25 protein-coding genes are annotated in these 20908 nt (G+C 57.7%); 14 read left to right on the top strand and 11 right to left on the bottom strand.

Going from position 1 to position 20908, the window contains the following annotated elements:
* Positions 1 to 63 precede the first annotated feature (63 nt).
* Genes TSA66_RS17345 through motD form a run of 3 tightly spaced genes read left to right on the top strand, consistent with a single transcriptional unit; the run spans position 64 to position 2287 of the window.
* On the top strand, positions 64 to 795 hold the full coding sequence (locus TSA66_RS17345; protein ID WP_040040846.1) for an RNA polymerase sigma factor FliA: 732 nt from the start codon (positions 64 to 66) through the stop codon (positions 793 to 795).
* Positions 777 to 1514, top strand: a complete 738-nt coding sequence (locus TSA66_RS17340; RefSeq protein WP_040040845.1) for a flagellar motor protein — start codon at positions 777 to 779, stop codon at positions 1512 to 1514. The genes TSA66_RS17345 and TSA66_RS17340 overlap by 19 nt, the downstream gene beginning before the upstream one ends.
* Entirely contained in the window at positions 1514 to 2287 is a 774-nt protein-coding gene (motD, locus tag TSA66_RS17335) for a flagellar motor protein MotD (RefSeq protein ID WP_040040844.1), read from the top strand. Before TSA66_RS17340 ends, motD begins: the two co-directional genes overlap by 1 nt.
* A gap of 43 nt (positions 2288 to 2330) precedes the next feature.
* Here motD and TSA66_RS17330 read toward each other — a convergent pair whose 3' ends face one another.
* The 3 genes from TSA66_RS17330 to flgA form a co-directional block, all read right to left on the bottom strand.
* A complete protein-coding gene (locus TSA66_RS17330) occupies positions 2331 to 2807 on the bottom strand; it encodes a flagella synthesis protein FlgN (RefSeq protein WP_040040843.1) in 477 nt (158 codons plus the stop codon).
* An 8-nt stretch (positions 2808 to 2815) separates the two neighbouring features.
* Positions 2816 to 3115, bottom strand: a complete 300-nt coding sequence (flgM, locus tag TSA66_RS17325) for a flagellar biosynthesis anti-sigma factor FlgM (RefSeq protein WP_040040842.1) — start codon at positions 3113 to 3115, stop codon at positions 2816 to 2818.
* A gap of 117 nt (positions 3116 to 3232) precedes the next feature.
* Entirely contained in the window at positions 3233 to 3937 is a 705-nt protein-coding gene (gene flgA, locus TSA66_RS17320; RefSeq protein ID WP_040040841.1) for a flagellar basal body P-ring formation chaperone FlgA, read from the bottom strand.
* Between the two features lie 199 nt (positions 3938 to 4136).
* Between flgA and flgB the strand changes: the two genes are divergently transcribed.
* The 11 genes from flgB (at position 4137) to flgL (ending at position 14819) form a co-directional block, all read left to right on the top strand.
* Entirely contained in the window at positions 4137 to 4550 is a 414-nt protein-coding gene (flgB, locus tag TSA66_RS17315; RefSeq protein ID WP_040040840.1) for a flagellar basal body rod protein FlgB, read from the top strand.
* Between the two features lie 2 nt (positions 4551 to 4552).
* The gene (gene flgC, locus TSA66_RS17310; RefSeq protein WP_040040839.1) at positions 4553 to 4957 is read left to right on the top strand and encodes a flagellar basal body rod protein FlgC; all 405 of its coding nucleotides are present in this window, start codon (positions 4553 to 4555) and stop codon (positions 4955 to 4957) included.
* A gap of 14 nt (positions 4958 to 4971) precedes the next feature.
* Positions 4972 to 5649, top strand: a complete 678-nt coding sequence (locus tag TSA66_RS17305; protein WP_084199685.1) for a flagellar hook assembly protein FlgD — start codon at positions 4972 to 4974, stop codon at positions 5647 to 5649.
* A gap of 33 nt (positions 5650 to 5682) precedes the next feature.
* Positions 5683 to 6981 (top strand): flagellar hook protein FlgE, encoded by a 1299-nt coding sequence (gene flgE / locus TSA66_RS17300; RefSeq protein WP_040040838.1) that lies wholly within the window; start codon positions 5683 to 5685, stop codon positions 6979 to 6981.
* A gap of 73 nt (positions 6982 to 7054) precedes the next feature.
* Positions 7055 to 7795: a flagellar basal-body rod protein FlgF gene (gene flgF / locus TSA66_RS17295; protein WP_040040837.1), complete on the top strand. Its 741-nt coding sequence runs from the start codon at positions 7055 to 7057 to the stop codon at positions 7793 to 7795.
* Positions 7796 to 7873: 78 nt separating this feature from the next.
* Positions 7874 to 8656, top strand: coding sequence for a flagellar basal-body rod protein FlgG (flgG, locus tag TSA66_RS17290; RefSeq protein WP_040040836.1), 783 nt, complete (start codon positions 7874 to 7876; stop codon positions 8654 to 8656).
* Between the two features lie 23 nt (positions 8657 to 8679).
* Entirely contained in the window at positions 8680 to 9348 is a 669-nt protein-coding gene (locus tag TSA66_RS17285; RefSeq protein WP_040040835.1) for a flagellar basal body L-ring protein FlgH, read from the top strand.
* Positions 9345 to 10469, top strand: coding sequence for a flagellar basal body P-ring protein FlgI (locus tag TSA66_RS17280; protein WP_040040834.1), 1125 nt, complete (start codon positions 9345 to 9347; stop codon positions 10467 to 10469). Before TSA66_RS17285 ends, TSA66_RS17280 begins: the two co-directional genes overlap by 4 nt.
* A gap of 5 nt (positions 10470 to 10474) precedes the next feature.
* Entirely contained in the window at positions 10475 to 11362 is an 888-nt protein-coding gene (flgJ, locus tag TSA66_RS17275; protein WP_040040833.1) for a flagellar assembly peptidoglycan hydrolase FlgJ, read from the top strand.
* Between the two features lie 126 nt (positions 11363 to 11488).
* On the top strand, positions 11489 to 13477 hold the full coding sequence (gene flgK, locus TSA66_RS17270; RefSeq protein WP_052452400.1) for a flagellar hook-associated protein FlgK: 1989 nt from the start codon (positions 11489 to 11491) through the stop codon (positions 13475 to 13477).
* Between the two features lie 73 nt (positions 13478 to 13550).
* Positions 13551 to 14819, top strand: coding sequence for a flagellar hook-associated protein FlgL (flgL, locus tag TSA66_RS17265; RefSeq protein WP_040040832.1), 1269 nt, complete (start codon positions 13551 to 13553; stop codon positions 14817 to 14819).
* Between the two features lie 29 nt (positions 14820 to 14848).
* Here the strand turns inward: flgL and fliR are convergent, their stop codons facing one another.
* The 8 genes from fliR to TSA66_RS27830 all read right to left on the bottom strand — a co-directional run bounded on the left by fliR (position 14849) and on the right by TSA66_RS27830 (position 20894).
* Complete coding sequence (gene fliR / locus TSA66_RS17260; RefSeq protein ID WP_040040831.1) at positions 14849 to 15643, bottom strand: flagellar biosynthetic protein FliR; 795 nt, start codon at positions 15641 to 15643, stop codon at positions 14849 to 14851.
* A gap of 69 nt (positions 15644 to 15712) precedes the next feature.
* Positions 15713 to 15982, bottom strand: a complete 270-nt coding sequence (fliQ, locus tag TSA66_RS17255; RefSeq protein WP_040040830.1) for a flagellar biosynthesis protein FliQ — start codon at positions 15980 to 15982, stop codon at positions 15713 to 15715.
* A gap of 9 nt (positions 15983 to 15991) precedes the next feature.
* On the bottom strand, positions 15992 to 16780 hold the full coding sequence (gene fliP, locus TSA66_RS17250) for a flagellar type III secretion system pore protein FliP (RefSeq protein ID WP_084199683.1): 789 nt from the start codon (positions 16778 to 16780) through the stop codon (positions 15992 to 15994).
* Positions 16770 to 17186, bottom strand: a complete 417-nt coding sequence (gene fliO, locus TSA66_RS17245) for a flagellar biosynthetic protein FliO (RefSeq protein ID WP_040040829.1) — start codon at positions 17184 to 17186, stop codon at positions 16770 to 16772. The genes fliP and fliO overlap by 11 nt, the downstream gene beginning before the upstream one ends.
* The gene (gene fliN / locus TSA66_RS17240) at positions 17183 to 17590 is read right to left on the bottom strand and encodes a flagellar motor switch protein FliN (RefSeq protein WP_040040828.1); all 408 of its coding nucleotides are present in this window, start codon (positions 17588 to 17590) and stop codon (positions 17183 to 17185) included. Before fliN ends, fliO begins: the two co-directional genes overlap by 4 nt.
* A complete protein-coding gene (fliM, locus tag TSA66_RS17235; RefSeq protein ID WP_084199681.1) occupies positions 17583 to 18647 on the bottom strand; it encodes a flagellar motor switch protein FliM in 1065 nt (354 codons plus the stop codon). The genes fliN and fliM overlap by 8 nt, the downstream gene beginning before the upstream one ends.
* 4 nt (positions 18648 to 18651) lie before the next feature.
* Entirely contained in the window at positions 18652 to 19182 is a 531-nt protein-coding gene (fliL, locus tag TSA66_RS17230; RefSeq protein WP_040040827.1) for a flagellar basal body-associated protein FliL, read from the bottom strand.
* A 281-nt stretch (positions 19183 to 19463) separates the two neighbouring features.
* Positions 19464 to 20894, bottom strand: coding sequence for a flagellar hook-length control protein FliK (locus TSA66_RS27830; RefSeq protein WP_052452399.1), 1431 nt, complete (start codon positions 20892 to 20894; stop codon positions 19464 to 19466).
* Positions 20895 to 20908 lie beyond the last annotated feature (14 nt).

Here is a 20908-nt window from a genome sequence, read left to right as displayed (position 1 = left end):
GGCGCTGCCGCGCTCCGCTGATTTTCCGTTCACAGGGCGCGACTATGCATAACAGGCTTTTACATGTACACCGTTAGTGGAAAAAAAGACAAGAACGCCTTGCTGGCGAGCCATGCATCGCTGGTGAAGCGGCTGGCGCATCAGATGATGGCGAAGCTGCCGCCGAGCGTCGAGGTTGACGACTTGATCCAGGCCGGCATGATGGGCTTGCTCGATGCCATCAACCGTTATGAAGACACGCATGGCGCGCAGTTCGAGACTTATGCCGTGCAGCGCATACGCGGCGCCATGCTGGACGAGCTGCGCAGCAGCGATTGGCTGCCGCGCAGCATACGCCAGAACATGCGCAAGATCGAGGTTGCCATCAATACGTTGCAGCAGCGGCTGGGACGGCCGCCGGGCGAGGCCGAGATTGCGGGCGAGCTCAAGATCTCGCTGACCGAGTATCAGGACATGCTAAGCGACGGCAGCGGCCACCAGCTGATCTATTACGAAGACTTCCACGACACCGAGGGAAATGAAAATTTCCTCGATCGTCATGTAATTGACGAAGAGGGCGATCCGTTGCGCGCGCTGCTCGATGGCGCCTTTCGCAGTGCGATCATCGAAGCGATCGAGGCCTTGCCGGAGCGCGAGAAAATACTGCTTGGGCTCTACTACGAGCAGGAGTTGAATCTGAAAGAGATCGGTGCCGTGATGGGCGTGTCGGAATCGCGCGTGTGCCAGTTACACAGTCAGGCAATGGCGCGCCTGCGCGCAAAGCTGAAGGAGCAGGCGTGGACTGGGCAAGCGTAGCGGGGCTGGTGATCGCGCTGGCGGGCATTCTGTCGGGGCAGCTGCTCGAAGGAGGGCATCTCGCGTCGCTGCTTCAGCCTGCCGCTGGCGCGGTGGTGGTGGTTGGCACTTGCGGGGCGGTACTGCTGCAAAGCGGTATGCAGGTATTTATGCGCGGCGTGAAAATGGCTCGCTGGGTGTTTTCTCCGCCACAGGACAATTCGGCGGCAGAAACGATGGAGATCATGGCATGGAGTGCTACCGCACGGCGCGAGGGGCTGCTCAGCCTGGAGCGAGACCTGCCGTCGGTACAGGACCCGTTCATGGCGACTGCGCTGCGCCTGATGGTGGACGGGCTGGAGCCAGCGAAGATCCGGGAAATCCTCGACATCGATATTTCTTCCTATGAGCGCGGTGAGCGCCAGGCTGCAAAGATATGGGAAGCCGCCGGGGGCTATGCGCCGACCATTGGCATCCTCGGCGCGGTACTCGGCCTGATCCATGTAATGGAAAACCTCGCCGATCCAAGCAAGCTTGGCAGCGGCATCGCGGTTGCCTTTGTTGCAACGATTTACGGTGTCGGCCTCGCCAATCTGGTATTTCTGCCAATTGCCAACAAGCTCAAGACTATCATTTCACGCGAAGTGGCGAGGCGCGAAATGCTGGCCGAGGTGTTTTCCAGTATCGCCAGCGGCGACAACCCTCGCGTGATCCAGGAGCGCCTGGCCGCATATCGCTAATGCCTCGAAAAAAATACGAAGAAGAGCACGATAACCATGATCGCTGGATGGTATCGTATGCCGATTTCATCACGCTGCTGTTCGCATTCTTTGTTGTGATGTATGCGATCTCCTCGGTCAACGAGGGAAAGTACCGGTCCGTTGCCAGTTCTCTGGTTGGCGCCTTCAAGAGTACGCCGGTTATTCCGGCGAGCGACAATGCGCAGCAGCTTAATGCGCCAAGCATCCCCAAGGCGGCGCAACAGCGCCGCAATGCCGAAGCCTTGCGGCGCGAGCGGGAGCAGATGACGCACATGGCGCGCGATATCCAGAAGTCGCTCGCGCCGCTGGTCAGCCAGGGGAAGGTGCGAGTGACGCAAAGCCCGCGCGGCGTACGCGTCGAGATTAATGCAAGCGTGCTGTTTGCGCCGGGCGAGGCCAGGCTGGGCGACGATACCGGCGAAGTGCTCAAGGCGGTAGCGTCCGTGCTCAAGAGCGACGACCACGCGATTCAGGTCGAAGGTCACACCGATAGCGTGCCGATCCGGAATTCTGCTTTTCCATCCAATTGGGAGCTGTCGTCGGTACGCGCAAGCAGCGTCGTGCGTCTATTTGCCGAGAGTGGTGTCACGCAGAACCGGCTGACCGCAGTCGGCAGGGGGGATACGCAACCGGTCGACAGCAACGATACCACCGAAGGCCGGCAGCGCAATCGACGGGTAACGGTGATTATTCTTTCAAGCCTGCCAGAGCACGTAACGGAAGTGCCGCTTGCCACGGCGCCGGTGCAATAAGGGGGAGCTTTCGATAAGGTGGGGCGACAGAGGGCCTGCGGCGTCAGCCAACGACCAGGCGGCGGCTGCCGATCTTGGTGGTCGCTTGTCCGTCCGGACCATAAATGGGGCCGCCCTGGGCGTTGCCCTGCAATACGTTGAGCGCGTTTTGATTGCGCGTCATGTGCTGGCTGATCAGCAGGCCGTTGACGCGATTGTGCTCCTTGGCCGCTTGCATCACCGCCAGCAGGTCGGTCCAGACCTTGTTATCGGCAGTGGTGGCTCCGGAGCTGCCCAGCCAGGATTGCATGCCGGCCTCGGTCGCGTCGAACCCGGCGGCGGCCAGCGCTTTGTGGCGGCGTTTCGCCAGTTGCGTCATCTGCGCCGCGAGCTTCGCCTTTTCACCAGTCAGCTTGATCAAGCCGTCCACGTCGGCATTGACGAGGGCTGCCTGCTCTTGCTGGAGCAGTTGCAGCAGGCTGTTGGCGGCCTGCTGCTCTTCGTCGAGTCCGTGCGCAGGGCTGGTGCCGGAGGCGTGCATGATATCAATTACCCTTTTCTAGCCGAAATCAAGTCTTTGACGGTGTCGATCAGCCCATCGGCGATCTTGCCCGCATCGACCTGGAAGCGGCCGCTGGCAATCGCAGCCTTGATTTCTTCCACTTTTTTCGAATCGAACACCTGATTGCCGGAGTTTTGGCTCGACAGCGCCTGTGCTTCAGACGAGATGGTGACGCTGTCGGACGCGATCTTGTCCGCGCCTGCCTTGTCCTCTGCCTTTGCGGCGCGTGCCTTGGGCGCAGCCACACCTAAACCGTTGGCTTTGTTGAGCGAGTCAGAAATTTTCATCACAGTTCCTCGTTTTGTCCGGGCTTATCGCCGCTGTCTGCCTCTATATCGGCGATATTACCGCAAACTTTAGTGCCCAATGCGGTACTTTTGCAGCCCAATTTTATTGTGTTTGTATCAGTATGTTACTTCGACGATCCCGCCCATCCGGGCTACACCGCTCACAACCTGTCCTGACGCGGTACGCGCCTGCACCACCTGGCCTTCGTTTGCATTGGTCAGCGCCCTCGCTTCTGCGCTGACGCGAAAGCCAGGGCCATTCGTCGTGATCCGTACTGTCTGTCCCTGCTGGATCGCCTGCTGCGCGCGCAGCGTGTCCTGGCGCAATGCAGCGCCAGCCGGTGCTGAAATGGCGAGACTGCGACCGATCGCTTGCGAGGCGTCAGTAATGACGCCGGCGGGCTGCGTTGTCAGGTCGCCTTTTACCTTGCGGATGTCGTTCTGACCGATGGTCTGCCCCTGGGCCAGTGGCGCCGCCGCAACAAAGTAATCGCCATGAACGCGCACCGTCGCCGGCACATAAATCGTCCAGCTGGCCGGCGCCGTACAGCGCACGCCCACGGTGGTCCGGCCCCAAGCACGGCTGCCAGCCGGGAAAAAGGCTTCGGGTGAAGGGCAGGCGGCGAGATTTAATCGTGGATCGATTGCGCCTACCGAGATGCTGGCATTGCCTGGCAAGCCTGCGGCCTGGGTGTGAAGAAATTGTTCGATCATGTCGCGCAGGGCAGCATGCTGCTGGCGCGGGCCGGGATCCTGTGCGTACGCGTATTGCCAAAATGGCAGCGTCAGCAGAGTGAGGAGGGCTTGGCGATAGCGGTTCATTGCGGTTCGAGTTTGGATCCAGCGTCATGGTAAGCGCGATGGGGCCGCGCAAAGGGTCGAATAGGGCGGAATTTTGCAGTCTTATCGTGTGATCGGCTTGCCAAGGGCGTCCGTATGATCGAGATTACACAAATCCACCTATCGGGCGAGTGGCGGCTTACCGTGCCGGATTTCGCGTCGATATACCCGGGAGAAGGCGATGATCGGAAAACTTGACGAAGCGTTACGCTTCCATGAAACGGCTCTCAGCTTGCGGGCTCAGCGGCAGCAGTTGCTGGCGTCAAATATCGCGAATGCGGACACGCCCAATTACAAGGCGCGGGACGTCGATTTTAGCAAGGCGCTGCAGGGCGCGCTAGCGCGCGGCAATGCGCCGGCGCAGGGCGAGCTGGTCAAGACTGCCTCCGCCCATCTTTCGGTTCAAGGGCAGCCAACCATCGGCGGCCTGACGCCGCAGTATCGGCAGCCGACGCAGGGCGCGGTGGACGGCAATACGGTCGATATGGACGTGGAACGTAACCAGTTCACCGACAACGCAATCCGCTACGAGGCTGGGTTGACCATGATCTCGCATCAGATCAAGAATCTGCTGACCGCCATCCAGGGACAATAGTTATGTCGCTATTTAATATCTTTAATGTTGCCGGTTCCGCGATGAGCGCGCAGGGGCAGCGCCTCAACGTCGTGTCGAGCAATATCGCCAACGCCGACAGCGCGACCAGCGCCGATGGCAAGACCTATCGCGCGAAACAAGTGGTGTTTTCCGCCGTACCGACCGAGAATGCGGCCGCGACCGGCGTCAAGGTGCAGCAGGTGATCGAGGATGCCTCGCCGTTGAAGATGGTGTATGACCCGAAGCATCCGCAGGCTGACGAAAAGGGCTATGTCGCGATGCCCAACGTGAACGTGGTGGAGGAAATGGTCAACATGATCTCGGCATCGCGTTCCTATCAGACCAATGCGGAAACCATGAACACCGCCAAAAACATGCTGTTGAAGACGCTGGCCCTCGGTCAGTAAGAAAGGGAAGTACGATGGTGAGTACGGTACAGAACAGTGGCGTGTCCAGCGCGTTGATGGATACGATGAACGGAAAGGCGAGCGCTTCATCAAAAACCGACGTGGAAGAAACGCAGGATCGTTTTCTGAAGCTGCTGGTGACACAGATGAAGAACCAGGATCCGATGAATCCGCTCGATAATGCGCAAGTGACGAGCCAGTTCGCGCAGCTGTCGACGGTTTCCGGGATCAACAAGCTCAATGACACGATGGCGACCATGATGGCTGGCTATCAGGCCAACCAGACGCTGCAGGCGGTGAGCATGATCGGCCATGGTGTGCTGTCGGCTGGCTCGAAAATCGACCTTGTAAAGGGCAGTGCGCTGATGGGCGTCGAGCTGGCCGATTCAGCCACCAAAGTCAGCGTGACGATACGCGACGCTTCCGGTCAGGAGGTGCGTAAGCTGGAACTCGGCGCGCAGAAGGCAGGCTCGCTGCCGCTGACCTGGAACGGCAAGGCAGAAGACGGTAGCGCCGTTGCAGACGGTCGTTACACATTCGAAGTCGCAGCCACCAACAATGATGCCAAGGTGACGGCGACCGCATTGCAATTCGGCCTGGTCGATACCGTTTCGACCGATGCCAAGGGCGTCAAGCTCAACGTCAACGGCATGGGCACCCTCAATTTGGCGGACGTCCGGCAGATTCTTTGATCCATCAGCAGCAGAACACCAAGGGAGAATGACATGGCTTTTCAACAAGGTTTGAGCGGTTTGAATGCTGCATCAAAGACCATGGAAACAATCGGCAACAACGTTGCCAACGCCGGCACCGTCGGCTTCAAGAAATCGCAGGCGCAGTTCGCCGACGTGTATGCGAGTTCTCTGGTGGGCAGCGGCGCGTCCCCAATCGGTATTGGTACTAAACTTGCTCGCGTATCGCAGCAGTTCACGCAAGCGAATATCACCGGCACCAACAATCCGCTCGATATCGCAATCAACGGCGATGGTTTTTTTCGTTTGAGTAACAACGGTGCGATTTCGTATTCGCGTAACGGGCAGTTTCAGCTGAATAAGAACGGTAACATTGAAAATGCCAATGGTGCTGTATTGACGGGTTATCCGGCCGGTCCGAACGGCACGATCTCGAATGGTGCGCCAGCGCCGTTGACGATCACCAATACTGCTTTGGCGCCGCAGCCGACTACTACCTACGACGTCAATCTGAACCTGGACTCAGGCAAGCCCGTCCTCCTGCGTCCATCAGTGCCTCCTGCTGCGCCTGTTCCTGGAGCGGTTACCTTCGACCCTACCGATCCGACTACCTATAGCAATCAGACTTCCGTAGGGGTGTACGACAGCCTTGGTAACTCGCACGTGTTGTCTACTTTTTATGTCAACCGCGGCCCCATTGCGCCTCTCGCAGCGGGACAAGGCAACACGTGGGATGTGTATGCGACTCTCGACGGCACGCCGATCGGCTATACGCCGCCAGCTGCACCGGTTGCACTGTCCAGCATTACGTTCAGTACAGGCGGCGTTGCAATGTCATATGTGCCAGCGACTCCTACTGCCACTGCAACACTGACGAACGGTGCGTCTCCGCTGTCAGTAGACGTTGATTTCTCGGGCACCACGCAGTATGCGTTGGAGTTCGGCGTGCGTGATCAGAAGCAAAACGGTTTCACGGCCGGTAACCTGGTTTCATTTAATCTATCGTCAGACGGAAAGATCGTCGGCAGCTATACCAACGGCCAGACGAATGTGCTTGGACAGGTCGCTTTGGCGCGCTTTGCCAATCCAAACGGACTACAGTCGAAGGGCGACAATGCATGGGAGGAAACCGCGGTTTCCGGCCCTCCAGTAGTTAGTTCTCCGGGTAACAGTGGCTTGGGTGCGGTACAGTCGTCGGCCGTTGAAGAGTCCAACGTCGACCTGACTGCCGAATTGGTATCGATGATCACCGCGCAGCGTATCTATCAAGCCAATGCGCAGACCATCAAGACCGAAGACCAGATCATGCAGACGCTGGTCAATCTGAGGTAATCGAGCTGAAGTGATGCATGAAGATTGAGGCGCCTGCCGTACTGGCAACGCGCCTAATCGAAGGAGGGAGCAGATGGATCGCCTGATCTACACAGCCATGACCGGCGCTAAGCATATCCTGGAGCAGCAGGCAACGACCTCGCACAACTTGGCCAATGCGACCACGACCGGCTTTCGTGCGCAGCTCGATTCATTTCGTGCTGTGCCCGTCGTTGGTGATGGATTGCCGACACGGACCTTTGTGGTCGATGCGACTGTCGGCTCCGATTTTCGCCCCGGGGCGATTCAGCAAACCGGCCGCGAGCTTGATGTCGCTGTTCAGGGCGACGGCTGGATTGCAGTGGAGCGTCTGGATGGTTCGGAAGGATACACGCGCCATGGAAGCCTGAAACTGAACGAAAACGGCGTGCTGCAGACGCAGAGCGGCTTGAATGTGCTGGGTGACGGCGGACCGATCACGATTCCGCCGGATGCGATTGTCACGGTCGCGAAGGATGGCACAATTTCCACGGTCACTCAAGGGAACTCGCCAGGCGCGACTACGGTGGTGGGACGCATCAAGCTGGTCAATCCGCCGACCGAGTCGCTGGTGCGTGGCGACGACGGCCTGTTCAGCGTCAAGGACGGCGAACCCGCCGATGCCGATGCCGGCGTGACGCTGATTGGCGGAGCGCTCGAAGGCAGCAACGTCAACGTGATCGATTCGATGGTCAGCATGATCAGCCTGGCGCGCCAGTTCGAGCTGAACATGAGCCTGATGAAGAATGCTGAAAGCAACGAGTCCAAGGCAAACGAAATCCTGTCTTTAGGTTGATCGTTTCCTTATCAATGAACAATGGGCGGCCGCTCCCTTCCATATGCGGCATAACGAATTAGGGTCTCAGGAGATAACATGATCAAATCGCTTTGGATTTCCAAAACCGGCATGGATGCGCAGCAGACGCAGATGGATGTCATCTCCAATAACCTGGCCAACGTTAGCACCAGCGGCTTCAAGCGTTCGCGCGCAGTATTCGAGGATTTGCTGTACCAGACCATGCGTCAGCCGGGCGCCCAATCTTCGCAGCAGACACAATTGCCATCGGGCCTGCAAATCGGCACCGGCGTGCGTCCCGTCGCGACCGAAAAGATTTTCACGCAGGGTAACCTGCAACAGACCGGCAACAGCAAGGATATCGCCATCCAGGGCGCCGGCTTCTTCCAGGTGCTGCTGCCGGATGGTGCGACAGCTTATACCCGCGACGGTTCCTTCCAGGTCGACAACCAGGGCCAGCTAGTGACTTCCAGTGGCTTTGTGGTGCAACCGGCGATTACCATTCCGGCGGATGCGCAGAGCGTGACAGTCGCCCGCGACGGTACCGTTTCGGTTACGCAGCCGGGCAATCCGACACCGACCCAGATTGGCGCAATCCAGCTGGCAACTTTCATGAACCCGGCTGGCCTGGAAAGCAAGGGCGAAAACCTGTACGTTGAAACGGCTGCGTCGGGCAATCCCAACACCAATACGCCGGGCACCAACGGTTCTGGCTTGCTGGTGCAGGGCTATGTCGAAACCTCGAACGTGAACGTGGTCGAGGAAATGGTCAACATGATCCAGACCCAGCGCGCCTATGAGATCAACAGCAAGGCGATTTCGACGTCCGACCAGATGCTGCAAAAGCTCGCGCAGCTGTAATCACGTCGGATTAAACGCCTGAAATGAAACTGTCGTCTTTTGCTCTGATCTGTGCCGCCGTTGCGGGTCTTGCCGCCTGCGGCACTGTACCGGAAACCATTGTGCAGCAACCGCTGTCAGCTCGGCCGCAGCAGCCTGCTTCCGTCCCTCCTGCCAATGGTGCGATTTTTCAGGCGGCAAGCTATCGGCCGGTGTTCGAAGATCGCCGCGCTCGCCTCGTGGGCGACATCCTGACTATCGCAATCAACGAAAAGACCAGCGCCGGCAAGAATGCACTGAATTCCGGCAGCAAGACAGGCAGCACTGATTCATCCGTATCGAAACTGTTTGGAGTGCCGGCAGCAACCGTCGCCGATCTTGGCGTAGGCGCATCCAGCGCCAACAAGTTCGAAGAGAAGGGCGCACAGGCGTCCAGCAACAGCTTCAGTGGCACGATCACGGTCACCGTGACCGAGGTGCTCCCGAACGGTAACCTGCTGGTGGCAGGTGAAAAGCAGGTGTCGTTCGATAAGGGCGTGGAATTTGTCCGCTTCTCCGGCGTTGTTAGTCCGCAGACCGTGGGGGCAGGAAATGTCGTGTCCTCCACCCAGGTGGCCGATGCCCGTATCGAATACCGCACCAATAGCCGGATCGACAAGTCAGAATTCATGTCACAGATCGCGCGCTTCTTCCTGAGCTTTGCGCCGTTATGAGAATCAGTATCTCCATTTTCAAAGAACTCATTCCAGCCGCTTTCACGGCGCTTTGCCTTGCATTGCCGGGCTCCGTTCATGCAGAGCGTCTAAAAGACCTCGCCAGCGTGCAAGGCGTGCGTCAGAACCAGTTGATTGGTTACGGTTTGGTTGTGGGCCTGGACGGCAGCGGCGACCAAACGACGCAGACACCGTTTACGGTACAGAGCGTGATCAGCATGCTGCAGAACATGGGCGTCAACCTGCCGGCCGGCGTTAGCCTGCAACTCAAGAACGTCGCTGCGGTCGTGGTCACAACGTCGCTACCGCCGTTCGCGCAGCCGGGGCAGATGCTCGATGTGACAGTGTCGTCAATGGGTAATGCGAAAAGCCTGCGCGGCGGCACGCTGCTGATGACGCCCCTGAAAGGTGCCGATGGCCAGATTTACGGTATCGCGCAAGGCAACGTAGTGGTGGGCGGCGTCGGTGCTGCCGCCAATGGCAGCAAGGCGCAGATTAACCACTTGAGCGTTGGGCGCATTTCCGGTGGTGCCACCGTGGAGCGTGCAGTGCCGACCGCACTCGGTCAGGGCGACTTCGTGTACCTTGAATTGAACGATACCGACTTTTCTACCGCCAGCCGGGTGGTTGAGACGATTAATCAGCGCTTCGGTGCCGAGACGGCTGCAGCCCAGGATGGCCGAGTGATCCGGGTACGTGCGCCGCAGGGCAGCGACGAGCGGGTGTCTTTCCTGGGCGCGCTGCAGAGCATGAACGTGACTCCAGCGCAAGTCGCAGCCAAGGTCATTCTGAATGCCAGGACGGGCTCGGTGGTGATGAATCAGGCTGTTACCCTTGACAGTTGCGCGATTTCCCACGGCAATCTTCAAGTGGTAATCAATACTGAACCGGTGATCAGCCAGCCGGCGCCGCTCTCAGGCGGCCAGACCGTGGTTGCACAGACCTCGCAGATCGAGATCAAGAAGGAGCCGGGGCAGGTATTGTTCTTGAAGGGCGGCGCCTCGCTGGCCGATGTGGTCAAGGCGCTTAACGCCATCGGTGCGACGCCACAGGATCTGTTGGCGATCCTGCAGGCGATGAAAGCGGCAGGATCGCTTCGCGCCGAACTAGAAGTAATCTAAGTACGATGGTTAATCGAATCAATCCTTCGGATAATCTTGCAATCGATACCAAGGGGCTCGACTCGCTGCGCCGCTCTGCGCATGACAATGCGCCTGAAGCGCTGAAGACCGCCGCCAAGCAATTCGAAGCGCTTTTCATGAACATGATCATGAAAAGCATGCGCGAAGCTTCACCGCAGGACGGTATGTTCGATAATGAACAGAGCCGCATGTACACGTCGATGCTGGACACGCAATTGAGCCAGAACCTATCCAAACGAGGCCTCGGCTTGGCCGACATGCTGGTACGTCAGCTGTCCGCCTCGGTGGGGGGGCAAGCAGAGGCTACGCCCAGCTCTTATTACAAGGCATCGAGCGTCCAAGCGCGTCAGTACGCAGCATGGCAACCGGCGGATCTGACGGCGCCGGCGGATGGCTCGAAGTCGAGCGGTGCCCAGCCGGCTCATGTACAGGCATTTCAGGAGCGCTTGACGGTACATGCGGAAGAGGCGAGCCGGGTTAGCGGTATTCCGGCCAAGTTCATGCTTGGGCAAGCTGCACTAGAAACCGGTTGGGGAAAAAAAGAAATTCTGGCAGCCGATGGTAGCAACAGTTATAACCTGTTTAACATCAAAGCTGGGAGCGGCTGGAAGGGCCGGGTGGTGGAAGCCGTCACGACTGAATACGTCGATGGTGTTCCGCAAAGGCGGGTCGAGAAATTCCGTGCCTACGATTCCTATGCGGACTCCTTCCGCGATTACGCCCGGTTGTTACGTTCCAATCCGCGCTATGAAAATGTACTAGCCAATGTCAGTGACGTTAGTGGCTTTGCCCAAGGCTTACAGCGCGCTGGATATGCGACAGACCCGCACTATGCCGCCAAGCTGACCCAGATCATTTCGCAAATCTTATAGATCTGACAATTCTCGATCACCGCGGTGCGCCGAAAATGGCGAAATATTCAAAATTGCCTCAAGTTTTCCCCCAAGCTGCCGTACATAGAGGCGTCACGGTATATCGGGATACCAAGGAAAAAAATCATGGCCAATATCCTCAGCTCCACTAATAGTGCACTTGTTGCTGCGCAGCAGGGACTTGCGACCACCGCTCACAATATCGCCAACGCGCGAACCGAAGGCTATCATCGCCAGATCGTGCTGCAGGCCGCAGTAAGCGGGCAGAACGAGGGGGGCGGGTTCATCGGCAAGGGTACCGAGGTGATATCCGTACAGCGTGTCTATAACGAATACCTTGGCTCGCAACTGCGCACCGTACAGACCAGTCAAGGCCAGCTGGATGCTCATTACACCCAAGCATCCCGTATTAATAACATGCTCGCCGACCCCAATTCTGGGCTGTCGCCGGTATTACAAGATTTTTTCCAGAGTGTGCAAAACCTGGCCGCAAATCCGGACGCGCGTGGTTCAATGTTGGCGGCTTCACAATCGATGGCGAGCCGTTTCCAAAGCATGGATGGTCAGTTGCGTGAATTGCGTGTCGCGGTCAATTCCGAGATATCAACCACTATTACCGCAATTAACTCCTATGCGGAGCAGATCGCAGACCTCAATGAGGCAATCTCCAAGGCACAGAGCGGCAGCGGCCAGATGCCGAACGATTTGCTCGATCAGCGTGATCACTTGGTCGGAGAGTTGAGCAAGCTGACCAAGGTCACAGTGTCCAAAGACGGCAACAATTACGGAATTTTCATTGGTAACGGCCAACCCATGGTGGTCGGATCGACCGTGTCTCAGCTCGCTCCCGCCACATCGCCAACAGATCTCAGTGAAGTCGAGGTTGGGCTGGTTACATCCAAAGGCACGGTACGTCTTTCCGAAAGCAGCCTGCAAGGTGGCAAACTGGGTGGGTTGTTCGAGTTTCGCAGCACCACCCTGACCGATGCGCAGAACCAGTTGGGGCGAATTGCAATTGGACTTGCCACCACTTTCAATGACCAGCACAAGCTGGGCAAGGATCGAACTGGTGCGATGGGGGGCGACTTCTTCAATATGGCGAAGCCCTTGTCCATTCACAGCAACCTGAACGCCGGCACGGCTGACGTGGATGCGGACATTACCGACGTATCGGCGTTGAAGGCAAGCGATTATAAGATCAACTTTGATGGCAGCAATTACGCGATCACGCGCCTGTCTGACAATACGCTGGTATCCACTTCATCACCGGCGGCGCTGGCCGCGGGCGTTACGGTCGATGGCGTAAAGATTACGTTGGGCGCCGGGACAACCGTGGCAGGCGACCAATACATCGTGAAGCCGACGATCAATGCTGCGGCCGGGTTCAAGGTGCTCGTATCGGATCTGAACAACATTGCTTCAGCTGCCCCGATTGCAACAACGAGCCCGACGACCAATACTGGCACTGCGACTCTAAGTGCAGGAACAGTCGATAAGAATTTTACGACTGCAATGGTCGCCACGCCGAAAACGTTGGTTTATAACGCTACAACAGGTACGCTCAATGCGCCGTCTGCGACCGGATTTCCGTTTGACGTCAAGGTCACCGATATTAACGGAAACTCTACAATTTACGCGCCTGGCACGGCAGTTCCATACACGTCAGGCGCCACGATCACATTTGGAGCGTCGCTACCTGGACCGCCTCCTGATGTCGGTGGCATAAGTCTCCAGATTAGCGGGGCGCCGGGTAATGGTGACCAGTTCGTCGTTAAGGCCAATAGCAGCACTTCTGGTGACAACCGTAACATGGTGTTGCTGGGTAATCTGCAAACAGCCGTGACGCTGGTAAATGGAACAACTACCTACCAGGGGGCGCTTTCCCAAATGGTAAGCATGGTTGGTAACAAGACGCATGAACTGCAGGTAGGTACGGACGCGCAAACCAATTTGGTTACCCAGCTCAAGGAAGCGCAAGACGCGGATTCCGGTGTAAATCTGGACGAAGAAGGTGCGAATCTGTTGCGTTACCAACAGGCATATGTAGCAGCAGGCAAAGTCATGCAGGCTGTGAAGGAAATGTTCGATACCTTGGTCCGATTAGGCCAAGGCTGATGTCCAGGTTAATACGTCGATATGGCGCAGTAGCGTGAATTTAATGGTTTCAGGTTGGTAGGAGTATTAGATCATGCGCATTAGCACGAATACGATTTTCGAACTGGGCTCCACGAAGATCAGCGATCTCCAGGCTAAGCTGGTGAAGACTCAGCAGCAGTTATCGACTCAGCGCCGGGTGCTGACGCCTGCTGACGACCCGGTTGCTTCGTCCAATATTCTGGGGATTACCCAGTCGATGTCGATCAACGAGCAGTTTGCAACCAATCGGCAGAACGCAAAGAACCTATTGTCGCAGCAGGAAAGCGTGTTGCAGGGTGTGACCACGCTGCTGCAGGATGTAAAGACCCTGGTCGTTAATTCCGGTAACGGTGCAATGGAGGATTCGCAACGCAAGTATCTGGCGGCGGAACTACGGGGACGCATCGATGAGTTGATGGGGCTTGCAAACAGCCGCGATGGTGCTGGAAATTTCATGTTTGGCGGTTTCCAGATCTCATCGCAACCATTCTCGGAAACACCAACAGGTGCGCAGTACAGCGGCGATCAGGGGCAGCGCATGCTGCAAGTCGGCCCGTCCCGCCATACAGCACTCAATGATTCAGGCACTGCGGTTTTTGAAAACAATCGCACCGGTAATGGTGACTTCCTGGCCGCCGCCGCGCCCGCCAATACCGGTTCGGGCATTGTCGGGAGTGGTGCGGTAGTGGACAGCACCCTTGTTACCGGGCACAGCTACAGCGTGAACTTTACCGTCGTCCCACCTGCTGTACCGTTCAATCCTCCGACAACGACCTATGTAGTACAGGATACGAACACCGGGTTTTACATGGACCCCGCTACTGGTGTTTTCAATTTGGCAGCGCCACCGGCTACCGGAACGACATATGTGAGCGGACAGGCGATTACATTCGATGGCCTGCAGATTGATGTCAAAGGTGACCCCGCCTCTGGCGACAAGTTCACAACCAGCCCCAGCACCAATCAAAGCATCTTCACCACGTTGAAGACTCTGCTGAACACGCTAAGCTCTCCGGCCATGTCAGCAGCCGGGCAGGCAAAGCTTACCAATGGGTTGAATGCAGCAAATAACAACATCGATAATGCGCTGGATAACTTGCTGTCCGTCCGCGCTGCGGTTGGTACTCGCCTGAAAGAGCTCGACGTGCTCGACAGCACGGGTGATGATCTTAACGTCCAGTACACCGAAGCCCTGCATCAATTGCAGGATATCGATCTTGCTGAAGTGATTTCCAACTTTACGCAGCAGCAGCAGGCGCTCGAAGCCGCGCAGAAATCCTTTCTGCAGGTTTCCCATCTGTCGCTTTTTAACTATATTTAACGCCTATTTACGCATAAGTCGGGAGGCTGCTAGTTCGCCTTGGGCGCCATCAATGCAGTAATTTGCTGGATAGCGTCGATGCCTTCATGCAGTACATGTCCGATCGGTGTGGCGAGATAGGGCAGGGTCACGGCAATCATCGAGAACCCGACACCGATGGTGATCGGAAAACCGATGCCGAAGATGTTCAGCTGTGGTGCTGCCCGAGTCAGGATGCCGAGCGCCATGTTTGTAATAAGAAGTGCCGCAACGATCGGCAGCGATAATTGCACCCCGGCGCTGAAAATACGCGCCCCCCAACTTACCACTTGCAGAAACCCGGCACTGGAAAGGGCCCCGGTGGAAATCGGAAGGCTGGAAAAGCTCTGCGCCAGCGTCGACAGTAGCACCAGATGCAAGTCTGTCGCCAGATAAATCATCAGTGTTAGCAGCGCCAGGAACTGGCTGATTGCCGACGAGTGGCCGCGCGATTGTGGGTCGTAAAAGGTCGCGAATCCTAATCCCATCGTCATACTGCTAATTTCGCCAGCCATTTCGATACCGGCAAAGACAGTGCGCATCGCAAATCCCATTGACAGGCCGATCACGAGTTGCTGCACGAGGATCAGAAGCCCCTGCAGCGACATCGGGGCCATCGCGGACACCGCAGGAACGGTGGGGGCAATCACCATCGCCAGCATGACGCCAAGACCTAGCTTGACGCGGGCAGGCACGCTGACATTGCCGAACAGCGGAGCAACTGATACCAGCCCGAGTATGCGGGTCAGTGGCCACAGGAATGATGCGATCCAGGTGTTTAGTTCGGTGCTGGTGAAAGAGAGCATATGAAAAGCAAAAAACCGCCTGAAACGATGTGCAAGGGCGGCATTGCCGAATTGAGTTGGTGCCGCGGGCTAGCCAATCATGTTTGGGATATTCGTGAACAGTTCTCGCATATAGTCGAGCATGACTGACAGCATCCATGGGCCAGCCACCACCAGCGCGACGAAAATGCCGACCAGTTTTGGAATGAACGACAGGGTCTGCTCGTTGATTTGCGTCGCTGCCTGGAATATGCTGACGATCAGGCCGATGGCAAGCGCCACCAGCAGCAGCGGCGCTGCCACCATTAAAGTCACTTCCATGGCGTGGCGGCCGATGCCCATGACGCTTTCGGGAGTCATTGGAATTCCTTAGTAAAAACTTTGAGCAAGCGAGCCGATCAGCAGCTGCCAGCCGTCGACCAGCACGAACAGCATCAGCTTGAACGGCAGGGCCACGATGGCCGGCGACACCATCATCATCCCCATCGACATCAGCACGCTGGCGACCACCATGTCGATGATCAGGAACGGAATGAAGATCGCGAAGCTGATCTGGAACGCGGTTTTCAGCTCGCTGGTGACGAAGGCTGGCACCAGCACCCGCAGCGGGACGTCTTCCGGGCCTTGCAAGGCGGGGCCGCGCGACAGCTTGACGTAAAGTGCCAGGTCGGATTCACGTGTCTGCTTCAGCATGAAGCTCTTGAGTGGTGCCACGCCCTTGTCGAGCGCCTGCGACATGTTGATCTTGTTTTCCGAGAGCGGTTGGTAGGCCTCGGTATAGATCTTGTCGAGTACTGGCCCCATCACGAACAGAGTGAGGAATAAAGACAGTCCGATCAGCACCTGATTGGGCGGGGCGCTCTGGGTGCCGAGGGCCTGGCGCAGTAGCGACAGTACGATAATGATACGGGTAAAGCTGGTCATCATCATCAGCGCCGCCGGCAGGAACGACAGGCTGGTCAGCAACAGGAGCGTCTGCAGGCTGAGGGAATAAGTCTGACCGCCGCCTGGACCCGGGGTGCTGCTAAACGCTGGCAATCCGGCCTGCTGGGCAAATGCGAGCGCGGGCACACAGAGCAGCGCGGCGATGGGTGCCGGGCGCAATATAGCCTTGGTAATTGGCTGTATCTTTCTAAACAACGAAACCTTATTGCGCATTACGCTTGTCAATCGTTTGCTTCAGCCATGCTGAAAAATTCTTTGCCATGGGCGGCATGTTCTCTTGCAGTGTATAGCCTTCCTGTCGCGGCATGGTGGACAGGGCATTGATGCATCCGGGAGCGACTCCGACCACGATCCACTGGTCCGCGACTTCCACGAGCACGATGCGCTCGCGTGTGCCGATGCTTGCTCCACCGACGATCTTGACCACGCTTGCGGTCGAGGGCTTTGCCAGTCCGAGGCGGCGTATGGTCCATGCGGTTCCGGCCAGCAGTCCGAGCACGACGACCAGTCCCAGCAATACCTGCAGCAGGCTTGCCGCCGAACCCGGTCCCGTCTGTTCGGCCGCATGCGCGACTCCGCCAGCACACAACAGCAGCGGAAGAACGAGAGCTTGCATCATTTGTTCAGTTTTCTGATGCGCTCGGAAGGGCTGATAATGTCAGTTAAGCGAATGCCGAACTTGTCGTTGACGACCACCACTTCGCCTTGCGCGATCAGGCAGCCGTTGACCAGCACGTCCATCGGTTCGCCGGCCAGACCGTCGAGTTCGACCACCGAACCTTGTGCCAGCTGCAGCAGATTCTTGATGGCGATCTTGGTGCGGCCCAATTCCACCGTAAGCTGGACTGGGATGTCGAGGATGAAGTCGATGTCATTGTGCGTGCCACTCTTGACGCTGGCGCCGGAAAAATCCTGGAACGCGGCCGGCGTCGGCTGGGCTGACTGATCGGCTGCTTCCATCTTGGCCTGTTCGGCCAGGGCCGCGCCCCAATCATCGTCCGGGCTGGTTGTTTCGTTAGCCATTTTTTGTTTCTCCTTGCGGTATTTCGTTGTCGTCCCGAGCTTCGGTTTCCTTGAGCCGGCGCAGTTGCTCGTGGCCGCGCAGCGACTCGTTGGCGCTGTAGATCAGCTTTTCGATGCGTAATGCATATTGGCCGTTCAGCTTGCCGTAGGTGCATTCCATGACAGGCACGCTGTCTACAGTAGCGCACAGCGGGTTGGGAACGGCGATCGGTATGATGTCGCCCACTTTCATGTTCAGAATGTCGCCAAAGGTGACGTCGGCGGTACCGAGATTGGCAACCAGCTCGACCTCGGCGGTCTTGATCTGCTGCTTTAACAGGCGGATCCAGCGCTTGTCCATTTCCAGGGTTTCGCCCTGCAGACTGGACGTCAGGATGTCGCGGATCGGTTCGATCGTGGAATAGGGCGTGCAAAAGTGCATTTCGCCGGTGACCGGTCCCAGTTCAATGGAGAAGGTGGTGGTCACCACCACTTCATTGGGCGTGGCGATATTGGCGAACTGCGTGTTCATCTCCGAACGGATGTACTCGAACTCGATCGGGTACACCGGTTCCCACGACTTGGCGTAGGTCTCGAAGACGATATTTAGAATGCGTTGAATGATGCGTTGCTCGGTGAGCGTGAATTCGCGGCCTTCGACGCGAGTATGAAAACGCCCATCGCCGCCGAACATGTTATCGACCAGCAGGAACACCAGATTCGGGTCGAATACGATCAGTGCAGTGCCGCGCAGAGGCTTCATGTGGACCAGGTTCAGATTGGTCGGCACCACCAGGTTGCGGATGAATTCGCTGTACTTCGATACCCGCACCGGGCCGATCGACACCTCGGCGGCGCGATGCAGGAAATTGAACAGGCTGATGCGAAACAGCCGGGCAAAACGTTCGTTGATAATCTCAAGCGTCGGCATGCGGCCGCGTACGATACGTTCCTGGGTTGCCAGGTTGTACGGGCGCACGCCGGACAGATCCTCCGGGACCTCGACTTCATCCTGGTCGCCGGTGACGCCCTTGAGCAGGGCATCGATTTCTTCTTGAGAGAGGAAATTGTCGGACATGACTTTACTGAACGACGAACGAAGTGAAAAAGACGTCGGACACGTCGTGTTTCGGACCGTTGGGCGTGAAGGGCTCCTGAATCTGCTGGACGATCTCGGTGGAGAGCTTCTTTTTCCCTTCGACGGTCAGTATTTCCGCCGCCTTCTTGCTGGACAAGAGCAGCAGCAGTCGGTTGCGCACCTGCGGCATGTTTGTCTTCAGCTGTTCGGCCGTGGCTTCGTCAGCTACCTGCAAAGTCATGTTCACCTGCAGGAACTGCTGCATGTCTTCCCCCTGCAGATTCACGGTGAAGGTTTCCAGCGCCATGAATACTGGAGGAGTGGCAGGTTTGTGCTGCTCTTTTGCCGGCTTGTCACTGTGTTGCGCCTTCGAGCCGAGGAAAAACCACGCGCCGCCACCGGCGCCAACGATCAGCAGCAGTGCTGCTGCGGCAATGATCATCAGTTTCTTTTTTTTCGATGAGCCGGCCGCCGGTTGATCTGAGTCCGGCTTCGCGCCTGCTTTATTGGCTGCTTTGGGAGCGGAGGTCGCCATCGTTGCTAAATCCTTGTGTGCGGCATTGCTGCAGTCATGCAGTCATTATTCAAAAAAAGCGGTACTCAGGATGCGTCGAAAAGAAGGGGGAAGGTCTTCCATATCCGGGCATCGCATGCCAATTGAGTATTCCTTGGCCGGTATGAGTCCGCGCTGCAACGCCATTATTAATCACAGGAATCATAAAGGATAGGGGCGCCCTACAACTTTTGGCGCTAATGATGTCAGCTCCGCCGCCATTCTTTACGGCGGCGTCTATCGGGTGACTGGTCCTGCGGGGCTCAGGCGAACGTGTCGACCAATCCCTCTCCGCCCGTGATCGTCTGGGTGCGGCCGACTCTCACCGGGGGCTTGTCGCTGCTTTCGCTTGCTGCGCCGGAGCCGCGGCGTGACGATTGCTGCGGCTGCTCAAATGCGTTTTGCGGGTTGCTGTTCGGGTTGCCGGCATTGACGTTGGCCTGGCCGAGCTGAATGCCGGCATCACCCAGCATTTCGCGCAGCTTGGGCATCGCAGCCTCGAGCGCGTGACGTACTTCCGGTTGTGCCGCGGTGAAATTCGCGGTCGCCTGGTTCTCCGATACGTGCAACACGACTTGCAGAGGGCCGAGGTCAGGCGGATTGAGCGTCAATGATGCACTTTGCACATCGCTGCCCACCATCCAGACGACCTTCTGGCTGAGCGCCTTGTCCCATCCCTGGCTGCCGACGCGCGGGGAGAGCATGTCGCTTGCCTGCGCAGCCATGGCTTGAAGCGGCTGAGGCTGCGCTGCGGGCGCGGCGTTCATTGTGAATGGTGCAACGGTTGGTTGTTCAGCATGCTGTACCAGTTTTAGTGCGGACTGGTGGTCGGCAGATTGTGTCGCGGGGAGCTCCGAGTGGCTCGGCTGTGCCTTTGTGGCGCTGCTGTCCGCCGCTGTCTTCTCATCCTTGGCTTGTGCGAGTTTGGTGCGGAATTCGTCAGGCTCGGAGGAGACCTCTTCGGAAGTGCCCGCGGCTTTGACATGCTCGCCGGCGGCATTAATGACACCACGACGAGCGGCGCTGGCGGCAGTTCCGACAGGCTGGGGCGATGCAGATTCGACTCGGTTTTGTCCGGGGAGGGACAGGCTTTCGATTTTTTCGGAAGTCGGGCGGCCTTTAGCCGGGTCTGTCACCAATTCTTGTGGGGTATTCTGAGGTTGTCCAGATTGCGCAAGTAACAAAATATCTTTTGCCTGCTTGTCCTGCGCTGAACCGTCGTCCGATGCATCGAGCGCCGCCTGTTTGCTGTCGTCTTCAGTCTTGGTGTCTGCTTGCTTTGCCACCGGTTGCGTCAGGCTGGCCACCAGGGCAAGCAATTGTTCCGACTCGGCCGAAACCGGCACATCGTCGTCTTGGTCCTTGTCTTCACCGGCCCGGGCGGACGTGCTTGAAACCGCTTTGTCCGACTTGGCGAAGCGCGCGGCGTTTTCCGGAGAGGTGCTATCCGACGAAGCGGCCGCGTCGGACTGTTGCACGGGCTTCGATTCGTTTGCAGCGGATTCCGTAGGCTGCGATTCCTTGTCGTTTTGCGCCTTGCTGGCCTTGGCCGGCTCGCTGGGCTTCGGTTGCGCGGCCATTTCGCGCGACAGCACCTGGCTGAACGGTGCGTCGGATACAGCGCCGGGCGCTTTTGCCGCCGGTGTGGTGCCGGAAGCGAGATTGGCGAGATTCGAAATGGCTGAGGTATTCATGTTTTCCGCGTTGT

The sequence above is a fragment of the Noviherbaspirillum autotrophicum genome, assembly GCF_000818395.1.
Lineage (GTDB): Bacteria > Pseudomonadota > Gammaproteobacteria > Burkholderiales > Burkholderiaceae_D > Noviherbaspirillum > Noviherbaspirillum autotrophicum.
The sequence above is the reverse complement of the archived record's forward strand: the minus strand, read 5'-3'. Positions and strand labels throughout refer to the sequence as shown.